Source organism: Mesorhizobium sp. M1C.F.Ca.ET.210.01.1.1 (assembly GCF_004791585.1).
Lineage (GTDB): Bacteria > Pseudomonadota > Alphaproteobacteria > Rhizobiales > Rhizobiaceae > Mesorhizobium.
Genome location: NZ_SRUU01000026.1, coordinates 74,830 through 95,376, shown reverse-complemented (window position 1 = coordinate 95,376; position 20,547 = coordinate 74,830). Strand labels below are relative to the sequence as shown.

Annotated in this window: 17 protein-coding genes; 5 read left to right on the top strand and 12 right to left on the bottom strand. The window is 64.8% G+C overall.

The annotated features are described in order from the left end of the window. Window positions 1-225: 225 nt before the first annotated feature. From EN853_RS24830 to puuE, 10 genes are all read right to left on the bottom strand, one after another. On the bottom strand, window positions 226-1,065 hold the full coding sequence (locus EN853_RS24830) for an alkaline phosphatase family protein (protein WP_127861739.1): 840 nt from the start codon (window positions 1,063-1,065) through the stop codon (window positions 226-228). Between the two features lie 121 nt (window positions 1,066-1,186). Beyond that, window positions 1,187-2,842, bottom strand: coding sequence for an ABC transporter ATP-binding protein (locus tag EN853_RS24825; RefSeq protein WP_127861740.1), 1,656 nt, complete (start codon window positions 2,840-2,842; stop codon window positions 1,187-1,189). Then, on the bottom strand, window positions 2,842-3,666 hold the full coding sequence (locus EN853_RS24820; RefSeq protein WP_127861741.1) for an ABC transporter permease: 825 nt from the start codon (window positions 3,664-3,666) through the stop codon (window positions 2,842-2,844). The genes EN853_RS24825 and EN853_RS24820 overlap by 1 nt, the downstream gene beginning before the upstream one ends. 13 nt (window positions 3,667-3,679) lie before the next feature. Continuing rightward, complete coding sequence (locus EN853_RS24815) at window positions 3,680-4,639, bottom strand: ABC transporter permease (protein ID WP_127861742.1); 960 nt, start codon at window positions 4,637-4,639, stop codon at window positions 3,680-3,682. Window positions 4,640-4,655: 16 nt separating this feature from the next. Continuing rightward, window positions 4,656-6,242, bottom strand: coding sequence for an ABC transporter substrate-binding protein (locus EN853_RS24810; protein ID WP_127861743.1), 1,587 nt, complete (start codon window positions 6,240-6,242; stop codon window positions 4,656-4,658). Between the two features lie 151 nt (window positions 6,243-6,393). Beyond that, window positions 6,394-8,379: a CocE/NonD family hydrolase gene (locus tag EN853_RS24805; protein WP_127861744.1), complete on the bottom strand. Its 1,986-nt coding sequence runs from the start codon at window positions 8,377-8,379 to the stop codon at window positions 6,394-6,396. A gap of 85 nt (window positions 8,380-8,464) precedes the next feature. Next, window positions 8,465-9,058 carry a nucleoside deaminase gene (locus tag EN853_RS24800; RefSeq protein WP_127861745.1) on the bottom strand — a complete coding sequence of 198 codons (594 nt, stop codon included), beginning with the start codon at window positions 9,056-9,058 and terminating at the stop codon, window positions 8,465-8,467. A 16-nt stretch (window positions 9,059-9,074) separates the two neighbouring features. Beyond that, complete coding sequence (locus tag EN853_RS24795; RefSeq protein WP_127861746.1) at window positions 9,075-9,566, bottom strand: ureidoglycolate lyase; 492 nt, start codon at window positions 9,564-9,566, stop codon at window positions 9,075-9,077. Then, window positions 9,563-10,426 carry a bifunctional allantoicase/(S)-ureidoglycine aminohydrolase gene (locus EN853_RS24790; protein WP_127861747.1) on the bottom strand — a complete coding sequence of 288 codons (864 nt, stop codon included), beginning with the start codon at window positions 10,424-10,426 and terminating at the stop codon, window positions 9,563-9,565. The genes EN853_RS24795 and EN853_RS24790 overlap by 4 nt, the downstream gene beginning before the upstream one ends. A 10-nt stretch (window positions 10,427-10,436) precedes the next feature. Continuing rightward, window positions 10,437-11,861: an allantoinase PuuE gene (gene puuE / locus EN853_RS24785; RefSeq protein ID WP_127861748.1), complete on the bottom strand. Its 1,425-nt coding sequence runs from the start codon at window positions 11,859-11,861 to the stop codon at window positions 10,437-10,439. A 196-nt stretch (window positions 11,862-12,057) separates the two neighbouring features. On the opposite strand from puuE, the gene uraH reads away from it, so the two are divergent. The 5 genes from uraH (at window position 12,058) to EN853_RS24760 (ending at window position 18,215) form a co-directional block, all read left to right on the top strand. Then, on the top strand, window positions 12,058-12,432 hold the full coding sequence (gene uraH / locus EN853_RS24780) for a hydroxyisourate hydrolase (protein ID WP_127861749.1): 375 nt from the start codon (window positions 12,058-12,060) through the stop codon (window positions 12,430-12,432). A 3-nt stretch (window positions 12,433-12,435) separates the two neighbouring features. Then, on the top strand, window positions 12,436-13,911 hold the full coding sequence (gene xdhA, locus EN853_RS24775; RefSeq protein WP_127861750.1) for a xanthine dehydrogenase small subunit: 1,476 nt from the start codon (window positions 12,436-12,438) through the stop codon (window positions 13,909-13,911). Further along, window positions 13,911-16,262, top strand: a complete 2,352-nt coding sequence (xdhB, locus tag EN853_RS24770; RefSeq protein WP_127861751.1) for a xanthine dehydrogenase molybdopterin binding subunit — start codon at window positions 13,911-13,913, stop codon at window positions 16,260-16,262. The genes xdhA and xdhB overlap by 1 nt, the downstream gene beginning before the upstream one ends. A 63-nt stretch (window positions 16,263-16,325) precedes the next feature. After that, window positions 16,326-17,228: a xanthine dehydrogenase accessory protein XdhC gene (gene xdhC / locus EN853_RS24765; protein ID WP_127861752.1), complete on the top strand. Its 903-nt coding sequence runs from the start codon at window positions 16,326-16,328 to the stop codon at window positions 17,226-17,228. Between the two features lie 156 nt (window positions 17,229-17,384). Continuing rightward, window positions 17,385-18,215 (top strand): PhzF family phenazine biosynthesis protein, encoded by an 831-nt coding sequence (locus EN853_RS24760; RefSeq protein ID WP_127861753.1) that lies wholly within the window; start codon window positions 17,385-17,387, stop codon window positions 18,213-18,215. A 6-nt stretch (window positions 18,216-18,221) separates the two neighbouring features. Here the strand turns inward: EN853_RS24760 and EN853_RS24755 are convergent, their stop codons facing one another. Further along, a complete protein-coding gene (locus tag EN853_RS24755; protein ID WP_127861754.1) occupies window positions 18,222-19,469 on the bottom strand; it encodes an LLM class flavin-dependent oxidoreductase in 1,248 nt (415 codons plus the stop codon). Next, a complete protein-coding gene (locus tag EN853_RS24750; RefSeq protein ID WP_127861755.1) occupies window positions 19,466-20,410 on the bottom strand; it encodes an LLM class flavin-dependent oxidoreductase in 945 nt (314 codons plus the stop codon). The genes EN853_RS24755 and EN853_RS24750 overlap by 4 nt, the downstream gene beginning before the upstream one ends. Window positions 20,411-20,547: the final 137 nt, after the last annotated feature.

Genomic DNA, 20,547 nt, shown 5'->3' with positions numbered 1-20,547 from the left:
AGATCCCAGGCTCATCCACGGTTGTAACCGAAGGGGTTTCGGGCGACTTCGCCAAGCCTCGAATCGGATGGCCGTCCGGTTCGAGGCTCAGTCGCTCTTCTCGCACAAATCTCTGTTCGTGCAGATACAAGGGGTGTTCCAGCGGAGTGAGAGGTTGGTGTTCCCTGGAACACCCTTCATCCGTCGCATTCGGCGCCCCCTTCTCCCACAGGGGACAAGGGGAATCTAAACCAAAAACGGCTTCGCCTTCATCGTCGCCGGGATTTCCACACCCAGCCGGCTCAGCACAGTCGGGGCCAGTTGCAACTGGTCGAGCAGGGCATCGGGCTCGGGACCCTTTGCCGGGCCGAAATAATAGAGCGCGAAATCCTGCATCTCGTCATCGTGCCCGCCGTGGTGGCCGCGGTTCGTCTGGCCGTGGTCGGCGGTGACGATCACTTCGTAGCCGGCTTCGCGCCAGCCGGGCAGGAACCCCGCCAGCATGCCGTCCATGGCGTAGCAGGCGTGGTCCATCTCGTGGCAGTCATGGCCGAAGCGGTGACCCATCGAGTCCAGCGTGCAGGTGTGCAGGATGCCGTAATGGATGCCGTGGCGCCGCGTCAGCATCGTCAGCGTCGCGAACAGGTCGGCGTCGCTCGGCGTCATCTGGTTCTTGAGATTGTAGCCGGTCATGGTGTGGAAGCGGCCATGCGTGATCGGCCCGCCGGGCTCGTCGAATTCCATGTCCTCGACCAGATCGAACGGATGGGAGCGGAAGAATTCCGACCAGTAGGAATGGGTCACCGCACCGGTCTTGCCGCCGGCCTTGCTGACCTCGGAGAAGATATCTGGCTGCTCGACCCGGAACCGGTTCTCATTGGAGAGGATGCCGTGCACCTGCGGCGTGACCCCGGTGTGGATCGAGGCGTAGCAGCAGGCCGATGTCGAGGGCAGCACCGAGCGCATCCTCCACACCTGCGCCTCGCCCGACAGCCCCCAGCCTTCGAGATTGCCCATCAGCCGGCGCCAGTTCCGATAGGGCACGCCGTCGAGGATGATGAGCAGCAGTTTGGATTTGAGCGCCACGCGCGGCTCCATGCGGACTTCCGGGAGAGACCAGCATCAAGGGCCAGGCCGGTCCGGCCAAGCCCCAGAAGCGCAGAGATGAGGACGCCAGCTCAATGCATGTCGCCCGGCGCGACGCGCTTCAGTTGCCGGCGCTTTCCATGCGCCGGCCCGCGATGGCCTTCTCCAGCCAGCCGATCTCCATTTCGGGAACGGACGACAACAGAAGGTCGGTATAGGCGTCGAAGGGCGGGGTCAGCACCTTGCTCTTCGAACCATAGCGCACCACCTCGCCACGATACATCACCGCGATCGAATCGGCGATCGACTTCACCGTGGCGAGGTCGTGGGTGATGAAGAGATAAGCCACTTTCTCGACCTGCTGCAGGTTGAGCAGCAGCTTGAGGATACCGTGCGCGACCAAGGGATCGAGCGCCGACGTCACCTCGTCGCAGATGATCAGCTTCGGCTTTGCGGCGAGCGAGCGGGCGATGCAGACACGCTGTTTCTGGCCGCCCGAAAGCTCGGCCGGATAACGATCGATGAAGCCCTTGCCCATCTCGATCTCGTCGAGCAGCTCGGCGACGCGCTTGTCGCGTTCGCGGCCCTTCATGCCGAAGTAGAATTCCAGCGGCCGGCCGATGATGGTACCGACCGTCTGGCGCGGGTTCATCGCGACGTCCGCCATCTGGTAGATCATCTGCAGTTGGCGCAGGTCCTCCTTCGGCCGGTCGGCCAGCCTGTTGCCGAGCGTGCGGCCATCGAAGACGACGCTGCCTTGCTCCGGCGGCAACAGGCCGGTGATGGCGCGGGCCAGCGTCGACTTGCCGGAGCCGGATTCGCCGACCACCGCCAGCGTCTGACCTGGGAAGATGTCGACCGACACGTTCTTCAGCACCTTGACGTGGCCGCCGCCATAGGCGGCCGTCACGTTCTTCACCGACAGCATCGGCGCCGTGCCTGGCTGCTGCTCCTGATGCTCGATCTCATGCACCGAGACCAGCGCGTTGGTGTATTCCTGGCGCGGCTCCTTGATGATCTGGCGCGTGCCGCCCCATTCGACCAGCCGGCCGTGGCGCAGCACCATGATCTCGTCCGACACCTGGGCGACGACGGCGAGGTCGTGGGTGATGTACAAAGCCGCGACATGCGTGTCGCGGATGGCGTCCTTGATCGCCGCTAGCACGTCGATCTGCGTCGTCACGTCGAGTGCCGTGGTCGGCTCGTCGAAGACGATCAGGTCAGGCTCGGAGCACAGCGCCATCGCCGTCATCACGCGCTGCAACTGTCCGCCCGACACCTGGTGCGGGAAGCGCTCGCCGATCGTCTCTGGATTGGGCAGGCTGAGCTTCTTGAACAGCGCCACGGCGCGCTTCTCGGCCTCGGCCCGGGTCGCGGTGCCGTGCAGAAGGGCGGCTTCCACCACCTGGTCCATCAGCCGGTGCGCTGGATTGAAGGCCGCCGCCGCCGACTGGGCGACATAGCAGACCTCGCGGCCGCGCAGTTTGCGAAAGCCCTCCTTGCCGCCCTTGAGGATATCGCGGCCGTTGAGGATGACCTCTCCACCGGTGATGCGTACGCCGCCGCGGCCATAGCCCATCGACGACAGGCCGATGGTCGACTTGCCGGCGCCGGATTCGCCGATCAGGCCGAGCACCTTGCCCTTTTCCAGCGTCAGCGAGACGTCGTGGACAAGGGTGATGGTCTTCGGCGCTTCGCCAGGCGGATAGACCGTGGCTTCGATGCGCAGGTTGCGGATATCGAGAAGAGGGGTGGACTTTGCCTTGCCGTCAGCCATCAGCCGCGTCCTCCCTTCAGGCTTGTCGTGCGGTTGAGCACCCAGTCGGCGACGAGATTGACCGAGATCGCCAGTGCCGCGATCGCCGCGGCGGGGATGAGCGCCGCCGGAATGCCGAACACGATGCCGTCCTTGTTCTCCTTCACCATGCCGCCCCAGTCGGCGTCCGGCGGCTGAACGCCGAGGCCGAGGAAGGACAGCGTCGACAGGAACAGCACGGCGTAGATGAAGCGCAGGCCGAGTTCCGAGACCAGTGGCGAGAGCGCGTTGGGCAGGATCTCGCGGAAGATGATCCAGCCGCTGCCCTCGCCACGCAGTTTTGCCGCCTCGACATAGTCCATCACGTTGATGTCGACGGCCACAGCGCGCGACAGGCGGTAGACGCGGGTCGAGTCGAGGATGCCCATCACCAGGATCAGCGTCACCAGGTTGGACGGCAGCACCGAAAGCACGACGAGGCCCATGATTAGGGTCGGGATCGACATCAGGAGGTCGACGAGGCGCGACAGGATCGTGTCGTACCAGCCGCCGAACACCGCCGCCGAGAAGCCGAGGATGGCGCCCAGCGAGAAGGAGAGCGCCGTGGCGAGCACCGCGATGAACAGCGTGATGCGGGCGCCGTAGATCATGCGCGACAACAGATCACGCCCGAGATTGTCGGTGCCCAGCCAATGCGTCGACGACATCGGCTCCCAGACGTCGCCGACGATCTCGCCATTGCCATGCGGCGCGATCAAAGGCGCGAAGATCGCCGCAAGCACGAATAGCCCCGTCAGCACCAGGCCGATCAGCGAAGGCAGGGGAATGCGCCTGATGTCGAGCATATCGGCCGCCCCTTTATTTCGGATGCCTGAGCCGCGGATTGGCGACGATCGCCGCAATGTCCGCGATGATGTTGAGGCTGATATAGACGGCGGCGAAGATCAGCCCGACCGCCTGCACCACGGGAACGTCGCGCTTGGTGACATGGTCGACGAGATACTGGCCCATGCCGGGATAGACGAAGATCACCTCGACCACCACGACGCCGACCACCAGATAGGCGAGATTGAGCATGACGACGTTGATGATCGGCGCGATAGCGTTCGGGAACGCGTGCTTGCGGATGACCGCGAAGGCCGAGAGCCCTTTGAGTTCGGCCGTCTCGACATAGGCCGACTGCATGACGTTGAGGATCGCTGCGCGCGTCATGCGCATCATATGGGCGAGCACCACAAGTGTCAGGGCTGCGGCCGGCAGCGCGATCGCCTGCAGGCGCTCGCCGATAGACATTCCGTCATAGACGGTTGAGATGGCGGGGAACCACTGGTGCTGCACCGCGAAGTAGAAGACCAGCAGATAGCCGATGAAGAACTCCGGGAAGGAGGTCGAGGCAAGCGCCACGCCGGAGATCAGCTTGTCGACCCAGCCGTTGCGGTAGCGCACGGCGATGAGGCCCAGTGTGATCGCCAGCGGAATGGCCACGACCGCCGCCCAGAAGGCCAGGAACAGCGTGTTCCACAGCCGATCCTTGATCGATGTCGCGATGTCCTGCCCGCTCGACATGGCGGTTCCGAGATCGCCGGTCAGCACGCCGCCCAGCCAGTGGAAGTAGCGGATATAGGCAGGCTGGTTGAGCCCGAGCTGCTCGCGCAGGTTGGCGAGCGACTCCGGCGTCGCCGACTGTCCGAGGATGGCTTGCGCGACGTCGCCGGGCAGGATCTGGGTGCCGGCGAAGATCAGGACCGAAACGGCCAACAGAAGGAGGATGCCCAGCGCAATGCGCTGGGCCACCAGTTTCACGATGGGTGAGGACATCTCCGCAAGGCCGAGCTCAGGCTTCGAGCCAGCACTTCGCCAGCGCGTAGCCGTTCATCAGCTCCTGATGCGGATCGTCGACCCAGCCGCCGACCTTGGCGCCGGTGGCGTCAATGAACTGATTGAACATCGGCAGGATCAGGCCGCCTTCGTCGCGCACCATCACAGCCATGTCGTGGTAAATCGCCTTGCGCTTGCCCTCGTCGAGCTCGGCGCGCGCCGCCAGCACCATCTTGTCGAAATCCGGGCGCTTGAACCGCGTGTCGTTCCAGTCGGCGCTCGACAGATAAGCGGTCGAGTACATCTGGTCCTGGGTCGAGCGGCCGCCCCAGTAGGAGGCGCAGAAAGGCTGCTTGTTCCAGACCTCGTTCCAGTAGCCGTCGCCCGGCTCGCGCTTGATCTCCAGCTTGATGCCGGCCTTGGCCGCGCTCTGCTGATAGAGCTGCGCGGCATCGACCGCGCCGGGGAAGGCGACGTCCGAGGTCCGGAGCAGGATCGAGCCGTCGTGTCCCGACTTCTTGTAGTGGAACTTGGCCTTGTCGGGATCGTACTTGCGCTGCTCGATCTCGGTGAACAGCGGATAGGAAGCGTTGATCGGGAAGTCGTTGCCGAGCGAGCCATAGCCGCGCAGCACCTTGTTCAGCATCTCATCGCGGTCGATCGCCAGCTTCAGCGCCATCCTGAGGTCGTTGTTGTCGAACGGCGCCGTGTTGCAGTGCATGATGAACACGTAGTGGCCGGGACCCGAATGGTTGCGGATGGTAACGCCCGGCACGCGCTTGATCAGGTCGACGATCTTCGGTTCGACGCGGTTGATCATGTTGACCTGGCCGCCCTGCAGGGCCGCCGTGCGCGCGGTCGCGTCGTTGATCACGACAACCTCGATCTGGTCGGCATGGCCCATCTTGTCGCCCTGCCAGTAATTGGCGAAGCGCTCGCCGACATGACGCACGCCAGGCTCGTTGACTTTGACCTTGTAGGGGCCGGCGCCGATGCCGGCATCGGGCTTGTCCTTACCGCCGTTCGGCTGGACGATCAGGTGATAGTCGCTGAGCAGGTAGGGAAGGTCGGCATTCGGCTCCTTCAGGGTCAGCACGACTTCCTTGCCGCTGGCCTTGATGGTGTCGATGCCCTTCATGTAGCCGAGAGCGCCGGATTTCGACTTCTCGTCCGAATGGCGCTCGAGCGTGGCGGCGACGTCCTCGGCGGTCACCGTCTTGCCGTTGTGGAACTCGACACCGTCGCGGATCTTCAGCGTCCAGGTCTTGGCGTCATCCGAAGCGCCGATCTCCTCGGCGATACGGTTCTCCAACTTGCCGTCGGGTGAGAGCTCGACGATCATTTCGCCCCAGCACTTGCCGAAGGCGAACGGCACCTGCGTCATCATCAGCGCCGGGTCGAGGCTGTTGGTGGATTCGCCGCCGACGAGGCCGGCCTTCAGCGTGCCGCCCTTGACCGGGCCGGCAGCACGGGCAGCGCTGGAAAGCAGCGAATTGGCGAAGGGAGCGGAGATGCCGAGCGCGGCGGCACGGCCGAGAAAATCGCGACGGCTGAGCTTGCCGGCGGCGACACGACGGCTGAGATAGTCGAGTTCGTTAGACATTGTAGGGTTCCTCACTCTGATGGTTCGACCTTACGGTCGTTTCTCGTTTCTTGAGGAGGATAATGACCGCAACGGAAAGCTGTAAGCAAGACCGAATGCGACATGCCGTGGCGTAAATGGCACGTCGCATTTGGACCAATCTTGCCAGCGCTCAAACAAGGGCGCGGGGAATCGTCTGCTCGAAATCGCGCTCGAAAACCAGCTTTTCGCCCTCATAAGCCTCGATTCTGGCGCTGACGACGAAGTTCTGCGCGTTTGAGCGCATGTCGGCGAAGGTTTCGGTCCGCACCGACCATTCATTTCGCGACAATGTCTGCGTCCAATGGGTGCTGCCGGTGGCAGACAGCGGGTCGTCGGGATGGATCGCCCAGATCTCCCGGACGATGCTGCCGTTGACAAGCCCGTGCGCGAGATCGCGCACCGCGCCGAAATCGTCCGTTATGGAAAGCGTGACGACGCCGGTCTTCTCGTCGCGGTCGACATGACGCTCGGAGTTGGCGGCACGGATCAACTTCGTCGCCCAGGGCGAGGCTGCCTCCGGCAAAGGGAAGGTGACCTCGTCGCCCGTTGCCGCGGGGCGCCGCGGCAGCTTCAGCTTCGCGTTCGACAGGTAGAGGCGGACCGGCTCCGGCGACGGCCAGATCATCGGCCAATAGGCATTCGAGACGGCGACGCGCAGCTTATGGCCGGCAGGCACGCGGTAGGCGCACTGGTCGAGCACGACGCGCGCCGAGACCATCTCGCCCGGCACCAGCGGCTCGGGGAACTCATGCGATTTGCGATGGGTGAGGTTGAGCACGCCATAGGAGATCAGTTCCGAGGCGCCGTCCGGGTGCACGTCGCAGAGCCTGACCGCGATGTTGGCCTGGCGTCGATCGGAGGCGACCAGGACCAGAACCTCCGGCGCGCCGACGATGTCGATCGCCTCGCCGAGCGGCGGCTGGTCGAAGCATGCCGACAGGGCGTCGTCGGGGCGTTGGTCGCCTGGCAGTTCCGGACCGAAGGTGAAGGGAAAATACTCGCCGCCGGCAAGGCCGCAGCTCTGCGGCGAAGCGACGATGGCGGGTTCATTGCTTTCGGGGATCAACTCGATCGTTTGCATCTCGATGTTGGGCGACGGCCAGTCCTGTTCCGCGATCCAGCGACCCGGACGCTCGGGATGCCAGCGCGCAGGGCGCACGCTGTCCATGACATAGGCGCGGTAGGCCGGATCGGCCTCGACGCCGGTGTCAGTGCCCTTCAGCCAGCGGTCCCACCAGCGTAGCGCCTCCTGCAGGAAGCCGATGGCGGGTTGGGGGGAGGCATAGTGCGGGTATTTGTGGATCCACGGCCCGACGATGCCTTTCGCGGGCGCCTCGATGTTGGTGACGAGGTGGGAGATCGTGTTGCGGTAGCCGTCATGCCAGCCGCCGATCGACAGCACCGCCGCATGAACAGCGGAAAAGTCCTCGCAGATCGAGCCGCGCTTCCAGTAGGCGTCGCGGTGCTGGTGGCTGAGCCACAGCGGCGCGAGAAAAGGCTGGTTCTCCAGCCGGGTCAGCCAAAGGTCGCGCCACCTCTTGTTGCCGGCGAAGAGCGGGTCCGGTGGCCGCGACGAGTAGGAGAGCATCGTCGAGGCCCAGCCGAAATTTTCCAAGAGCAGGCAGCCGCCCTTGTAGTGGATGTCGTCGGCATAGCGGTCGACGGTCGAGCACAGGCTGATCACCGCCTTCAGCGCCGGCGGCTGTTTCGCGGCCACCTGCAGGCAGTTGAAGCCGCCCCAGGAAATGCCCATCATGCCGACATTGCCGTTGCACCAGGGCTGCGACGCCGCCCAGGCGATGACGTCGCAGGCGTCCTGCAACTCCTGCTCGGAATATTCGTCGTCCATCAGCCCTTCGGAATCGCCGTTGCCGCGCATGTCGACGCGGATCGAGGCGTAGCCGTGGCCGGCAAAATAGGGATGTGTCAGCTGATCGCGGAAGATGGTGCCGTCGCGCTTGCGATAGGGCAGGTGCTCGAGGATCGCCGGCACCGGGTCGTCGCCGGCATCCTCCGGCATCCACACCCGCGCCGACAGCCGGCAGCCGTCGGGCATGACAATTCCCATGACCGGAAATTCGACGACTTTGCGGGGGAACTCGGTGACGATTTTCATGGCGGCTCCAATATCCGCCGCCACATGATGGAGCCATCTACAAAACGTCATGAGCCAGCCGGCGAAATCGGCTGGTCAATCCGCGTCAGTTCAGTGGAATGTCGTTCTCGGCCTTGCTTTCCTGGTAGGTGCCTGACAGCTCGTCAAAGAGCGCTGAGATTCTCCCAATGCGCGCCTCCAGCCGGTTGCGCTCGGACTCGGGGAGCGCTCGCACGATCCGCCGAATGGAAAAGCTCTTCCAGTAGGCGTTCTCTGCGTTGTAGCCGCCCGGGTCGAGGGTGAAGACCTCCTTCAGGATCTTGAGGTCGTGCGGGATAGCAAAACTGTCGCGCGAATCCTCGTGGCTGAAGAGGTAGTAGAAATTGTCGAAGCCGGTCCAGGTGATCGCCGACAGGCAGAGCGAGCAGGGCTCGTGCGTGGCGAGGAACAGCGCATCCTTGGTGTCGATGCGCTCGGCCTTTGGCATCTCGTAAAAACGCTTCAGGCAATGCACCTCGCCGTGCCAGAGCGGATTTTCGATCTCGTTGTTGGTCTCGGCGAGCACCAGCGAACGGTCATCCTTCCTGAGGATCGCGGCGCCGAACAGCTTGTTGCCATGGGCAACGCCTTCGGCGGTTTTAGGCACGATGTCGTGCTCGATCACGTCGAGCAGGCGGTCGATCAGCGAAATGTCGGTCATGGGGAATCGAAGGCTCTCAGGGAAGGTGGATCTCGTAAGGGTGCGAGAAATGGCACTCCTCGAGGTTGGGGCCGTCGCCGCCGCGGTCGACGATGAGGAAATCCTGTTCTTCGCCGATCGGCGTCAAAACGCCGTGCCAGAGGTTGCGACGGTAATTGATGCCCTGGCCGGGCGCGGTGATGAAGGCATACGGCTCGCCCGGCCCATCCTCGGTGTCATGGCAGACGACGACCAGGAACGGGCGCGGCGACAGCGGGATGAAGGCCTGGCTGCCGAGCGGATGGCGCTCGACCATGGTGAGCTTCAGCGGCATCTCATAGGGCGTGCCGCGCACCATCGAGATCAGCACCTTTGCGTTCGGCCCGGCCGCCTCGGCGGTGGCGAGATCATGGTAGCGCATCGCCTTGCCGCCATTGATCGGGTAGCGATTGTCGCCGCCCATGTCGATGACGTCGCCGAACGGCGCGAAGTTCTCGCGTGTCAGCGGCTTGGCGACTATGCGGGTCACCGGGCGTACCCCCCGATGCCGGCGCCGCCGAGCTTGGCGTGCCGGTTGACGTCCTTGTAAAGCAGGTAGCGGAATTTGCCCGGGCCGCCGGCATAGCAGGCCTGCGGACAGAAGGCGCGAAGCCACATGAAGTCTCCGGCCTCGACCTCGACCCAGTCCCTGTTGAGGCGGTAGACGGCCTTGCCTTCCAGCACATAGAGCCCGTGCTCCATGACATGCGTTTCGGCGAAGGGAATGACGGCGCCGGGTTCCAGCGTCACGATGGTGACATGCATGTCGTGGCGCATGTCGGCCGGGTCGACGAAGCGTGTCGTCGCCCAGCGGCCCCCGGTGCCGGGCATCGGGCTTGGCTCGACCTGTTGATCACTGCTGAAGAAGGCTTCGGGCACGTCGAGGCCGTCGACGGCCTCATAGGCCTTGCGGATCCAGTGGAAGCGGACCGTATCGCCGCTCTCGTTGCGCGCCGTCCAGCCGCTCGCCGGCGGCAGGAAGGCGAAGCCGCCGGGACGAAGCACATGCTTCTTGCCGGCAAGCGAGACGGCGAGCTCGCCCTCGACCACGAACAGCACGCCCTCGGCGCCGGCATCGAGCTCCGGCCGGTCGCTGCCGCCGCCGGGCAGAACTTCGACGATGTACTGGGAAAACGTCTCGGCGAAGCCCGACAGCGGCCTTGCGATGATCCAGGCCCTTGTCTTGTCCCAGAACGGCAGCGGGCTGGTGACGATGTCCTGCATCACGCCCTTGGGAATGACGGCATAGGCTTCGGTGAAGACGGCGCGGCCAGTCAAAAGCTCGTTCTGGCCGGGATGGCCGCCATGCGGCGCATAGTAGGTTCGCTCGGCCATTTTCATCATATCCATCTGTTGGCGCCTATAACGGAAGCATGTCTTTCAGCCGAAGCAGCGCGATGCGCTCGACCTGTTTGCAGGCGGTTTCGAGCTCGGCGCCGCGGCCGTTACCGATGCGCGCCTCGAACTCCGCCAGGATCTGGTCCTTGGTCTTGCCCTTGACCGCGATGATGAAGGGAAAGCCGAAAGTGGTGACGTAGGCGGCGTTGAGCTTCGAAAACAGCTCGCGCTCCTTGTCGGTCAGCGCGTCGAGCCCGGCGGAGGCTTGTTCCTTGGCCGATTCCGGCGTCAGCCGCCTGGCCGCAGCCAGCTTGCCGGCGAGGTCGGGATGGGCATTGAGCACGGAGAGCCGCTCGGCCTCGGTCGCGGCGCGGAAGACGCGGCAGAGCGCGTTGTGCAGGCCGCCGGCGCTGTCATGCGCGGGCCCAAGCTCCAGCTCGTAGGCACGCTCGGCGATCCACGGCGAATGCTCGAACACGCCGCCGAAGGCATGCACGAAGGCCTCGAATTCCATCCGTGACGGGCGCAGCGCCGGCGCCTTGTAGGGGTGCGTCTCGCGCCAGTGCTTGGCGATGTCGATACGCCGGGTCAGCCACACCTTGTCGTGCGACTTCACATAGTCGACGAAGCGCTTCAGCGCCGCCACGCGGCCCGGACGCCCGACCAACCGGCAATGCAGGCCGATATTCATCATGCGCGGCCGCCCGGCCTTGCCCTCGGCATAGAGCGTGTCGAAGCTGTCCTTCAGATAGGCGAAGAACTGGTCGCCCGAATTGAACCCTTGCGGCGTGGCGAAACGCATGTCGTTGGCGTCGAGCGTGTAGGGGATGACGAGCTGCGGCTTCTCCAGCCCGTCGCGGTCGAACCAGTAGGGCAGCTCGTCGTCATAAGTGTCGGAGACGTAGTCGAAGCCGCCTTCTTCGGCGACGAGCCGCACCGTGTTGACCGAGGTGCGGCCTGTGTACCAGCCGGTCGGCCGCGCGCCGGTCACTTCGTAATGCAACCGGATCGTCTCTTCGAGGTCGCGCCGTTCGTCCTCCGCGCTATGGTCGCGATAGTCGATCCATTTCAGCCCGTGCGAGGCGATCTCCCAGCCGGCCTCCTGCATCGCCGCCACCTGGTCGGGCGAGCGCGCAAGCGCGGTAGCAACGCCGTAGCAGGTCACCGGCACGTCAGCTTCGGTGAACAGCCGGTAGAGCCGCCAGAAGCCTGCCCTTGCGCCGTATTCGTAGATCGATTCCATGTTCCAGTGGCGCTGGCCGACCCACGGGGCGGCGCCGACGATCTCGGACAGGAAGGCTTCGGAAGCCTTGTCGCCGTGCAGCACGCAGTTCTCGCCGCCTTCCTCGTAGTTGACGACGAACTGCACCGCGACATGCGCGCCCCCGGGCCATTTCGGGTCCGGCGGATTGGCCCCGTAACCGCGCATGTCCCGTTCGTAACGCATAGTCGCTCCTGCCCGATAATTGAGATGAAGATATCGAAAGGAGTGCTTCAGCATTCCCCCGAAAATTTTTGAAAGTGCTTTTTGCCGCACTCCGCTCGACCGGGACTTATGCATCGCCTTTAATTGGCGCACAATTGACCTGAAAACGTTGGACTGTACCGGCCAGTTGGCTCGTACAGGAAATGGGAGGCGGCCAGTGGCAGAAACGTCGAAAGCCGATGGCGGGCGTCTGACGACCCATGTGCTCGACACCGCGACCGGCAGGCCGGCAAAGGGCCTGTCGATCGAGCTGTTCCGCGTCGAGCGGCAAGGCCGCACGCACCTCAAGACCGTCACCACCAATGATGACGGCCGCTGCGACGCGCCGCTGCTGGCCGGCGCCGATTTCCGCACCGGCGAATACGAGCTGGTCTTTGCCGCCGGCGACTATCTGCGCGGGCAGGGCATCAGCCTGCCGCAGCCTGCTTTCCTCGACATCGTGCCGATCCGCTTCGGCATGGCGGAGGAACGCCACTATCATGTGCCGCTCTTGATTTCGCCTTACGGCTACTCGACCTATCGCGGGAGCTGAGTCATGGTTGAGACCCGCAACGAGATCCGCTTCATCCTCAACGGCGCCGACGTCGCGCTGGCCGACATTGCGCCCGATGCGACCCTGCTCGACTGGCTCAGGCTCAACCGATCGCTGCGCGGTACCAAGGAAGGCTGCGCCGAGGGCGATTGCGGCGCCTGCACGGTGCTGGTAGGCAAGCTCTCCGCCGAAGGCCTGGTCTATGAAGGCGTCAACGCCTGCATCCGCTTCATGGGCTCGCTCGACGGCACCCATGTCGTCACCGTCGAGCATCTGCGCGGCGAGGGCGAGAAGCTGCATCCGGTGCAGCAGGCGATGGTCGATTTCCACGGCTCGCAATGCGGCTTCTGCACGCCGGGCTTCGTCATGTCGCTCTACGCGCTCTGGATGAGGACGCCCAACCCCTCCGATGCGGCGATCGAGAAGGCGCTGCAGGGCAATCTCTGCCGCTGCACCGGCTACGAGGCGATCATGCGCGCGGCGCGGGCCATTTCGAGCTACGGGAAGGCGGCTAAAGATCCGCTGGCGGTGGAGCGCAATGACATCACCACACGGTTGGAGGCGCTGCGCGATGGCGCGCGGGTGGAGGTCGGATCGGGCAAGCAGCGGCTGATCGTGCCTGCTGATGTCGACGATTTCGCCGCCGTGCTCGAGAAAGAGCCGGGCGCCACGATCGTCGCCGGCTCGACCGATGTCGGCCTGTGGGTCACCAAGCACATGCGCGACATTGCGCCGGCGATCTTCATCGCCGGTCTCGACGGCCTGCGCACGACGTCGGAGGCCGATGGAGTTATCACCATCGGCGCCGGCGTCACCTACACCGAGGCCTTCGAGACGCTGTCGAAGCACATCCCGGCATTGGGACCGCTTGTCGACCGCATCGGCGGCGAGCAGGTGCGCAACATGGGCACGATCGGCGGCAACGTCGCCAACGGCTCGCCGATCGGCGACACACCGCCGCCGTTCATCGCGCTGGGAGCGCGGCTGACGCTGCGCAAGGGCGCCGCGCGCCGCACGATCCCGCTCGAAACCTTCTTCATCGCCTATGGCAAACAGGACCGGCAGCCCGGCGAATTTGTCGAGGCGGTGCATGTGCCGGTGCCGGCAAAGGGCACGAAGTTTGCCGTCTACAAGGTCACCAAGCGCCGCGACGAGGACATCACCGCAACTCTCGGCGCCTTCTATCTGACCTTGGCCAAGGACGGCACCGTGGCCGACATCCGCATCGCCTATGGCGGCATGGCGCCGACGCCGAAGCGGGCGGCAGCGGTCGAGAAGGCGTTGATCGGCAAGGCCTGGACGGAGGAAACCGTGGAGGCTGCGATGGCCGAGTATGCCAGCGACTTCACGCCGATCACCGACATGCGGGCGACCGCCGAATACCGGGCGCTGGCGGCAAAGAACCTTTTGCTGCGCTTCTACGTCGAAACCACCGGCACGAGGGCGCCGTTCCAGGTGTCACGCAACGAGGCGGCCTGATGACCAAGCATGCCCCCAACCTCAAGGCGCAAAAGATCTCTGGCGGTGTCGCCAGCGACCAGCGGCATGATTCCGCGCACAAGCATGTCAGCGGCACCGCGATCTATATCGACGACATGCCGGAACCGGCCGGCACGCTGCATGGCTGCCTCGGTTTGTCCACCGCAACGCATGCCACCATCACCCGGATGGACCTTTCGGCCGTGCGTACTGCTCCGGGCGTCGTCGATGTGCTGACGGCGAAGGACGTGCCCGGCGAGAACGACATTTCGCCCACCGGCCGTCATGATGAGCCCGTGCTTGCCGACGGCAAGGTGGAATTCTACGGCCAGCCGATCTTCTGCGTCATCGCCGAAACGCGCGAGGAGGCCCGTCGCGCCACCAGGCTGGCCAAGATCCAATACAAGGAACTGCCCTTCGTCACCGATGTCGGTGCGCTCGACCCGAATAAGGACAAGCTTGTCACGCCGCCGCTGACGTTGAGGCGCGGCGATGCGGCGGCGGCGATCAAGGCAGCACCCCGCAAGCTCAAGGGCAAGATGCGCGTCGGCGGCCAGGAGCATTTCTATCTGGAAGGCCATATCGCCATGGCCGTTCCGGGCGAGGACCAGGACGTCACCATCTATTCCTCGACCCAGCATCCGAGCGAAGTCCAGCATATGGTGAGCCACGCGCTCGGGGTGCCGAGCAACGCCGTCATGGTGGAAATCCGCCGCATGGGGGGCGGCTTCGGCGGCAAGGAAACGCAGGGCAACCAGTTTGCCGCGCTCGCCGCCATCGCCGCCAAGCGTCATCATCGCGCGGTCAAGATCCGGCCCGACCGCGACGACGACATGACCGCCACCGGCAAGCGGCACGATTTTCTCATCGACTACGAGGTCGGCTTCGACGACGACGGCAACATCCTCGGCGTCGACTTCATGTTCGCGGCGCGCTGCGGCTTTTCCTCGGACCTCTCCGGCCCGGTGACGGACCGCGCGCTCTTCCATTGCGACAACACCTATTTCTGGCCAACGGTACATGCGCAGTCGGCGCCGCTCTACACCAACACCGTGTCGAACACCGCCTTCCGCGGTTTCGGCGGCCCGCAAGGCATGGTCGGCGCCGAGCGCGTCATCGACGAAGTGGCCTTTGCCGTCGGCAAGGACCCGCTCGAGATCCGCAAGAAGAATTTCTACGGTGCTGACAAGGAGGGCGACCGCAACATCACGCCCTACCACCAGACGGTGGAAGACAACGTCATCCATCGCATCATCGCCGAACTGGAAGCGAGCTCGAACTATGCGCGGCGTCGGCGCGAGATCAGCGCCTTCAACAACAACAGCCGCTTCATCAAGCGCGGGTTGGCGCTGACGCCGGTCAAGTTCGGCATCTCTTTCACCGCCACGCACTACAACCAGGCAGGCGCCCTGGTGCATGTCTATACCGATGGCTCGGTGCACCTGAACCATGGCGGCACCGAGATGGGACAAGGCCTCTACCTGAAGGTGGCGCAGGTGGTGGCGGAGGAATTCCAGATCGACCTCGACCAGGTGAAGATCACCGCGACCACCACCGGCAAGGTGCCGAACACCTCGGCCACCGCGGCATCGTCCGGTTCCGACCTCAACGGCATGGCGGCGCAGAACGCCGCCCGCCAGATCAAGGACCGGTTGACCAATTTCGCCTCGGAGAAATACCAGGTGCCGCGCGACCAGGTATTGTTCCTGCCCAATCGGGTGCGCATCGGCAACCAGGAGATCCCCTTCGGCGACCTCGTCAAGCAGGCCTACATGGCCCGCATCCAGCTTTCGGCGGCCGGCTTCTACAAGACGCCGAAGATCCACTGGAACCGCGACAAGGGCGAGGGCCGCCCCTTCTACTATTTTGCCTATGGCGCCTCCTGCTCGGAGGTGTCCGTCGACACGCTGACCGGCGAATATGTCGTCGAGCGCACCGACATCCTGCATGAGACAGGCCGCTCCTTGAACCGCGCCATCGACCTCGGCCAGATCGAGGGCGGCTTCATCCAGGGCATGGGCTGGCTCACCACCGAGGAGTTGTGGTGGGACGACAAGGGTCGTCTGCGCACCCATGCGCCCTCGACCTACAAGATCCCGCTCGCCTCCGACCGGCCAAAGATCTTCAACGTCACCCTGGCTGACTGGTCCGAGGCGAACGAGCCGACCGTGCATCGCTCCAAGGCCGTCGGCGAGCCGCCCTTCCCGCTCGGCATGTCGGTGCTGCACGCGCTCTCCGATGCGGTGGCGAGCGTCGCCGACCATAAGGTCTGTCCGCGCCTCGACGCGCCGGCGACGCCGGAGCGCGTGCTGATGGCGATCGAGCGGCTGAAGGCCGCAAAACCGGCCTGAGCGAGCCAAAAGGTGCAAATCCGGCCAGAAAGGCCTACATTCCCGCGCAGGGACATGCAGTCGATGAACTCGAAAGCGCAAAGCCTGAAGGATTTTCTCGGCCATGCTGGCCGGGTCGCTCTCGTCGAGGTCGCGGCCACCAAGGGCTCGACGCCGCGCGAGACGGGCGCCTTCATGCTAGTCTCGGCATCGGCGATTTTCGGCACCATCGGCGGCGGCCAGCTCGAATATATGGCGATCGACAAGGCGCGGCAGATGCTGGCCGGAAGGGCAGCATCTCGATCCGCGACCAGCGAAGCGCCCATCGAAGTCGATGAGGTCTGCGCCACGCTCGACGTCCCGCTCGGACCGGAGATCGGCCAGTGCTGCGGCGGTCGCGTCGAGGTGCTGATATGCCAGGTCGATGCGGCCCTCGAACAGGAACTGATCGCCAAGGCCGCATCGGAAGAGGCGCGTCTGCCGCATGTCTATGTCTTCGGTGGTGGCCATGTCGGCCAGGCGCTCGCCGCGGCGCTGGCGCTTCTGCCCATCCATGCCGTCGTCGTCGAGACGCGGGCGGATGCGCTGGAGGGCATGCCGGAAACGGTCGAGACGCGGCTGACCCCGATGCCTGAAAGCGTGGTGCGCGAGGCGCCCACAGGATCGGCCTTCGCCATCCTCACCCACGACCATGCGCTGGATTTCCTGATCGTCGCCGAGGCTCTGAAGCGCGACGACACCGCCTATGTCGGCATGATCGGCTCCAAGACCAAGAAGGCGACCTTCAAGAGCTGGTTCCTGAAGTCGGCCGAGGGCAGCGTGGCCGAATTCAACCGCCTCGTCTCGCCGATCGGCGGCAATACGGTGAAGGACAAGCGTCCGCCGGTGATCGCCGCTCTCGCCGCCGCCGAGATCATGACGGCGCTGGTTTCGCATGCGACCCTGATCGCCGGTTCGAATGCCTCCGAGAAGGTGATGGTCGGCTGAGGCCGGTCGCCATGATTTCCCGGCGCGCCGGCGACGAGGCCGCGAAGCTATGACCGCGGCTCACAGCTGCTCGTCGCTTTCTTCGTTTCCCAAACAGGTTTGAAACGTGTTTTCTGCGCGCCTGACGAACACGAGTTGTGAACACGGGCGAGCAAAATGGACGTCTTGCGGATAGCGGCATTTTCGGACGGGAACAAAGGCGGCAATCCAGCCGGCGTGGTGATTGGCGACGCTTTGCCCGATGCCGCGGAAATGCAGCGCGTCGCGGCAGAGGTCGGCTTTTCGGAAACCGTCTTCGCCGCGTGCGCCGGCGAAGGCTGGCGTATCCGCTATTTTTCGCCCGAATCGGAAGTGCCATTTTGCGGCCATGCCACCATCGCGCTCGGTGCGGCGCTGGTCAGGAAGTTCGGCAACGGCGTCTTCAAGCTGATCCTCAACCAGGCGAACATAACCGTCGAAGGTTTTTGCGACGGCGCCCACGTCGCCGCTGCCCTGCAGTCGCCGCTGACGCGCAGCCTGCCCGCCTCGTCGGAGCTGGTCGGCGAGGCGCTGGCCTTGTTCGGCTATCAACCGGGCGATCTTGATCCTGCTATTCCACCTGCCCTCGTCCATGGCGGCGCTGATCATCTGCTGCTGGCGCTGAAGTCACGCCAGGCGCTCGCCGCCATGGCCTACGACCTGAAACAGGGCCAGGCCTTCATGCGGCGCGAAAGCCTGGTCACCATCCTGCTCGCCTTTGCCGAGACGCCGCGCCTTTTCCACACACGCAATCCCTTTGCCTCCGGCGGCGTCTACGAGGATCCGGCGACGGGCGCTTCTACCGCCGCCTTTGCCGGCTATCTGCGCGACCTCGGCTGGCCGCATGGCGGCGCGATCGACATCGTCCAGGGCGAAGACATGGGCATGCGCTCGCGCCTCCATGCTGATATTCCGCCGACGCCCGGCAGCTCGATCAGGGTCTCCGGAACGGCCCGGCTGATGGACTGAATCGTCCTACGCTGACCTGAGGCCGAGATGCTCGCGCAGCGTGCGGCCCTCATAGTCGGTGCGGAACAGGCCGCGCCGCTGCAGCTCCGGCACGACCAGCGTCGCGAAGGCGTCGAGCTCACCCGGAAACCAGGACGGCATCACGTTGAAGCCGTCGGCAGCGCCGCCTTCGAAACGCGCCTGCAATTCGTCGGCGATCTGCGCTGCCGTGCCGACCACGCGCCAGTGGCCGCGCGCGCCGGCAAAATAGCGCGCGAGCTGACGGATCGAGAGACCGTCCCGTCGCGCCTGCTCGATGACCAAAGCCTGCCGGCTTTTCATGCCTTCGCTCTCGGGCAATTCCGGCAGCGGTCCGTCGATCGGGTAGCGCCAAAGGTCGGAGATGCTGAGATAGCTGGAGAGCAAAGCGACGCCGACATCGTCCGGGATCAGCTCCTGCAGCGCGTCGTATTTGGCCTGGGCCTCGGCTTTCGTCGCCGCGACGATCGGCGCCACGCCGGGCATGATCTTGATGTCGTCCGGCTGGCGTCCATAGGCGGCGAGCCGGCCCTTGAGATCGTCATAGAAGGCCTTTGCATCCTCAAACGTCTGCGCAGCCGAGAACACGACGTCGGCGGTCCGCGCGGCAAGATCCTTGCCGTCGTCGGAGGCGCCGGCCTGCACCATCACCGGCGCGCCCTGCGGCGAGGGCACTATGTCGAGCGGGTCGCGCACCGAAAAGCTCAGGCCGTCATGGCCGGACGCCCTGCGGCTCCACAGAGCGGTGACGACGGTGGCGAATTCGCGAGCGCGTTCGTAGCGGTCCGCATGCGGTCTGAGGCCCGTCGAGCCGAAATTCGCGGCTTCGATCGGGCTGGCCGAGGTGACGAGGTTCCAGCCGGCCCGGCCGCCGCTCAGATTGTCGAGCGAGGCAAACATGCGCGCCAGCCCATAGGGTTCGTTGTAGCTGGTCGACGCCGTGGAAACGAGGCCGATGCGCTCCGTCTGGACGGCAAGGGCTGAGAGCAGGCTGATCGGCTCGAAGCCGATCGAGCGCGAGGTCTGGCTGGCGATCTGGACATTGGCTTCGCGCAGGCCGGCGGCGTCCTCGCAGAAGACCATGTCGAATTTCGCCGCCTCGGCTGTCCGCACGAGCTTGATGTAGTGGTCGATGTCGATGCCGGCCGTCACATGCGCGTCCGGATGGCGCCAGGCGGCGATGTGGTGGCCGGTCGCCCACAGGAACAGGCCGAGCTTCATCTGGCGCGCGCTCATCGCTCGCCTCCCGTGCCGAGACCGGAGCGCAGCGTCGCCCCGGCGTCAGTCGATCGGGCCAGGCCGCGGCGGCGAAGGTCCGGCAGCACGCGATCGTTGAAGTCGTCGAGTGCCGAGATATCAGCCGGCAAAGCAAAGTTGAGACCGTCCCAGCCCTGCGAGGCGAACCAATCGTCCAACCTGTCGGCGGCGAGCCCTGCAGGGACGGTCGCCAGCACCTTCACCGCGCGTCCGATGGCCTGGGCATGGCGATTCAGATCGTCACAGGCGGCTTTCGCGTCCTCCGGCGATGGCTCGTCGAGCATGACGACGTCGGCCGCTCCGGCAGCGAAGCCTCGATCGGCCTCCGCCAGGCCCGACATCACCAGCACCGGCGCATCCTGCGGCGAGCGGGCGACGTTGAGCGGCCCGCGCACGGAGAAGAACTCTCCCCTGTGGTCGAGGAGATGCATCTTTTCCGCATCGTGGAAACGGCCGCCGACCTTGTCGAACAATAGCGCATCTGCGTCCCAGCCCTGCCACAGACCACGCACGATGCCAATGAACTCTTGCGCGCGGCGGCGAAAATCTTCATCGGAGAAGCCCTCGGGCCGGCTGAAATTCGCCGCCTCGCGCGAGTTCTGCCGCAGCGTCGCGTTCCAGCCGATGCGGCCATGGCTGATGATGTCGAGCGAGGCAAAGCGGCGCGCCAGGTTGTAGGGCTGATGCGTCAGCGTCGATGCGCCGGCCACCAGCCCGATCGTGTCGGTCACCGTCGCCAAAGCGGCCAGCAGCGTGGTCGCTTCAAACGGGCTGGTCGATGGCTTATCGGCGGAGTCGGAAATGGTGACCATGTCGACGCCCGCCGCTTCCGCCTTGCACACGAAGCTGCTGATCTGGCCGAAGTCCAGGACTTCTTGTCCGTCGGTGGCGGCGATGTTGAGCGAAATGGCGAGATGCATTGTGCGCCCCATCGGCTGCCCTGAAAATCGGCAGCCGCTCTGGCTACCAACCTAGGCTCGCTTTCGCGCAAGGCAACGGGATCGAGTGGGCCATAAGCCTGTCACTTGCCGGCCAGTCATCGCTTACCGCGAGGCGG

Bases quoted from the DNA above. Each gene is read 5' to 3' on its own strand.
- EN853_RS24755 (WP_127861754.1), bottom strand. From the start codon at position 19,469: ATGAGCGCGCGCCAGATGAAGCTCGGCCTGTTCCTGTGGGCGACCGGC.
- EN853_RS24790 (WP_127861747.1), bottom strand. From the start codon at position 10,426: ATGGATATGATGAAAATGGCCGAGCGAACCTACTATGCGCCGCATGGC.
- puuE (WP_127861748.1), bottom strand. From the start codon at position 11,861: ATGCGTTACGAACGGGACATGCGCGGTTACGGGGCCAATCCGCCGGAC.
- EN853_RS24760 (WP_127861753.1), top strand. From the start codon at position 17,385: ATGGACGTCTTGCGGATAGCGGCATTTTCGGACGGGAACAAAGGCGGC.
- xdhB (WP_127861751.1), top strand. From the start codon at position 13,911: ATGACCAAGCATGCCCCCAACCTCAAGGCGCAAAAGATCTCTGGCGGT.
- EN853_RS24805 (WP_127861744.1), bottom strand. From the start codon at position 8,379: ATGAAAATCGTCACCGAGTTCCCCCGCAAAGTCGTCGAATTTCCGGTC.
- xdhA (WP_127861750.1), top strand. From the start codon at position 12,436: ATGGTTGAGACCCGCAACGAGATCCGCTTCATCCTCAACGGCGCCGAC.
- EN853_RS24800 (WP_127861745.1), bottom strand. From the start codon at position 9,058: ATGACCGACATTTCGCTGATCGACCGCCTGCTCGACGTGATCGAGCAC.
- EN853_RS24815 (WP_127861742.1), bottom strand. From the start codon at position 4,639: ATGTCCTCACCCATCGTGAAACTGGTGGCCCAGCGCATTGCGCTGGGC.
- EN853_RS24825 (WP_127861740.1), bottom strand. From the start codon at position 2,842: ATGGCTGACGGCAAGGCAAAGTCCACCCCTCTTCTCGATATCCGCAAC.
- EN853_RS24820 (WP_127861741.1), bottom strand. From the start codon at position 3,666: ATGCTCGACATCAGGCGCATTCCCCTGCCTTCGCTGATCGGCCTGGTG.
- EN853_RS24750 (WP_127861755.1), bottom strand. From the start codon at position 20,410: ATGCATCTCGCCATTTCGCTCAACATCGCCGCCACCGACGGACAAGAA.
- EN853_RS24810 (WP_127861743.1), bottom strand. From the start codon at position 6,242: ATGTCTAACGAACTCGACTATCTCAGCCGTCGTGTCGCCGCCGGCAAG.
- xdhC (WP_127861752.1), top strand. From the start codon at position 16,326: ATGAACTCGAAAGCGCAAAGCCTGAAGGATTTTCTCGGCCATGCTGGC.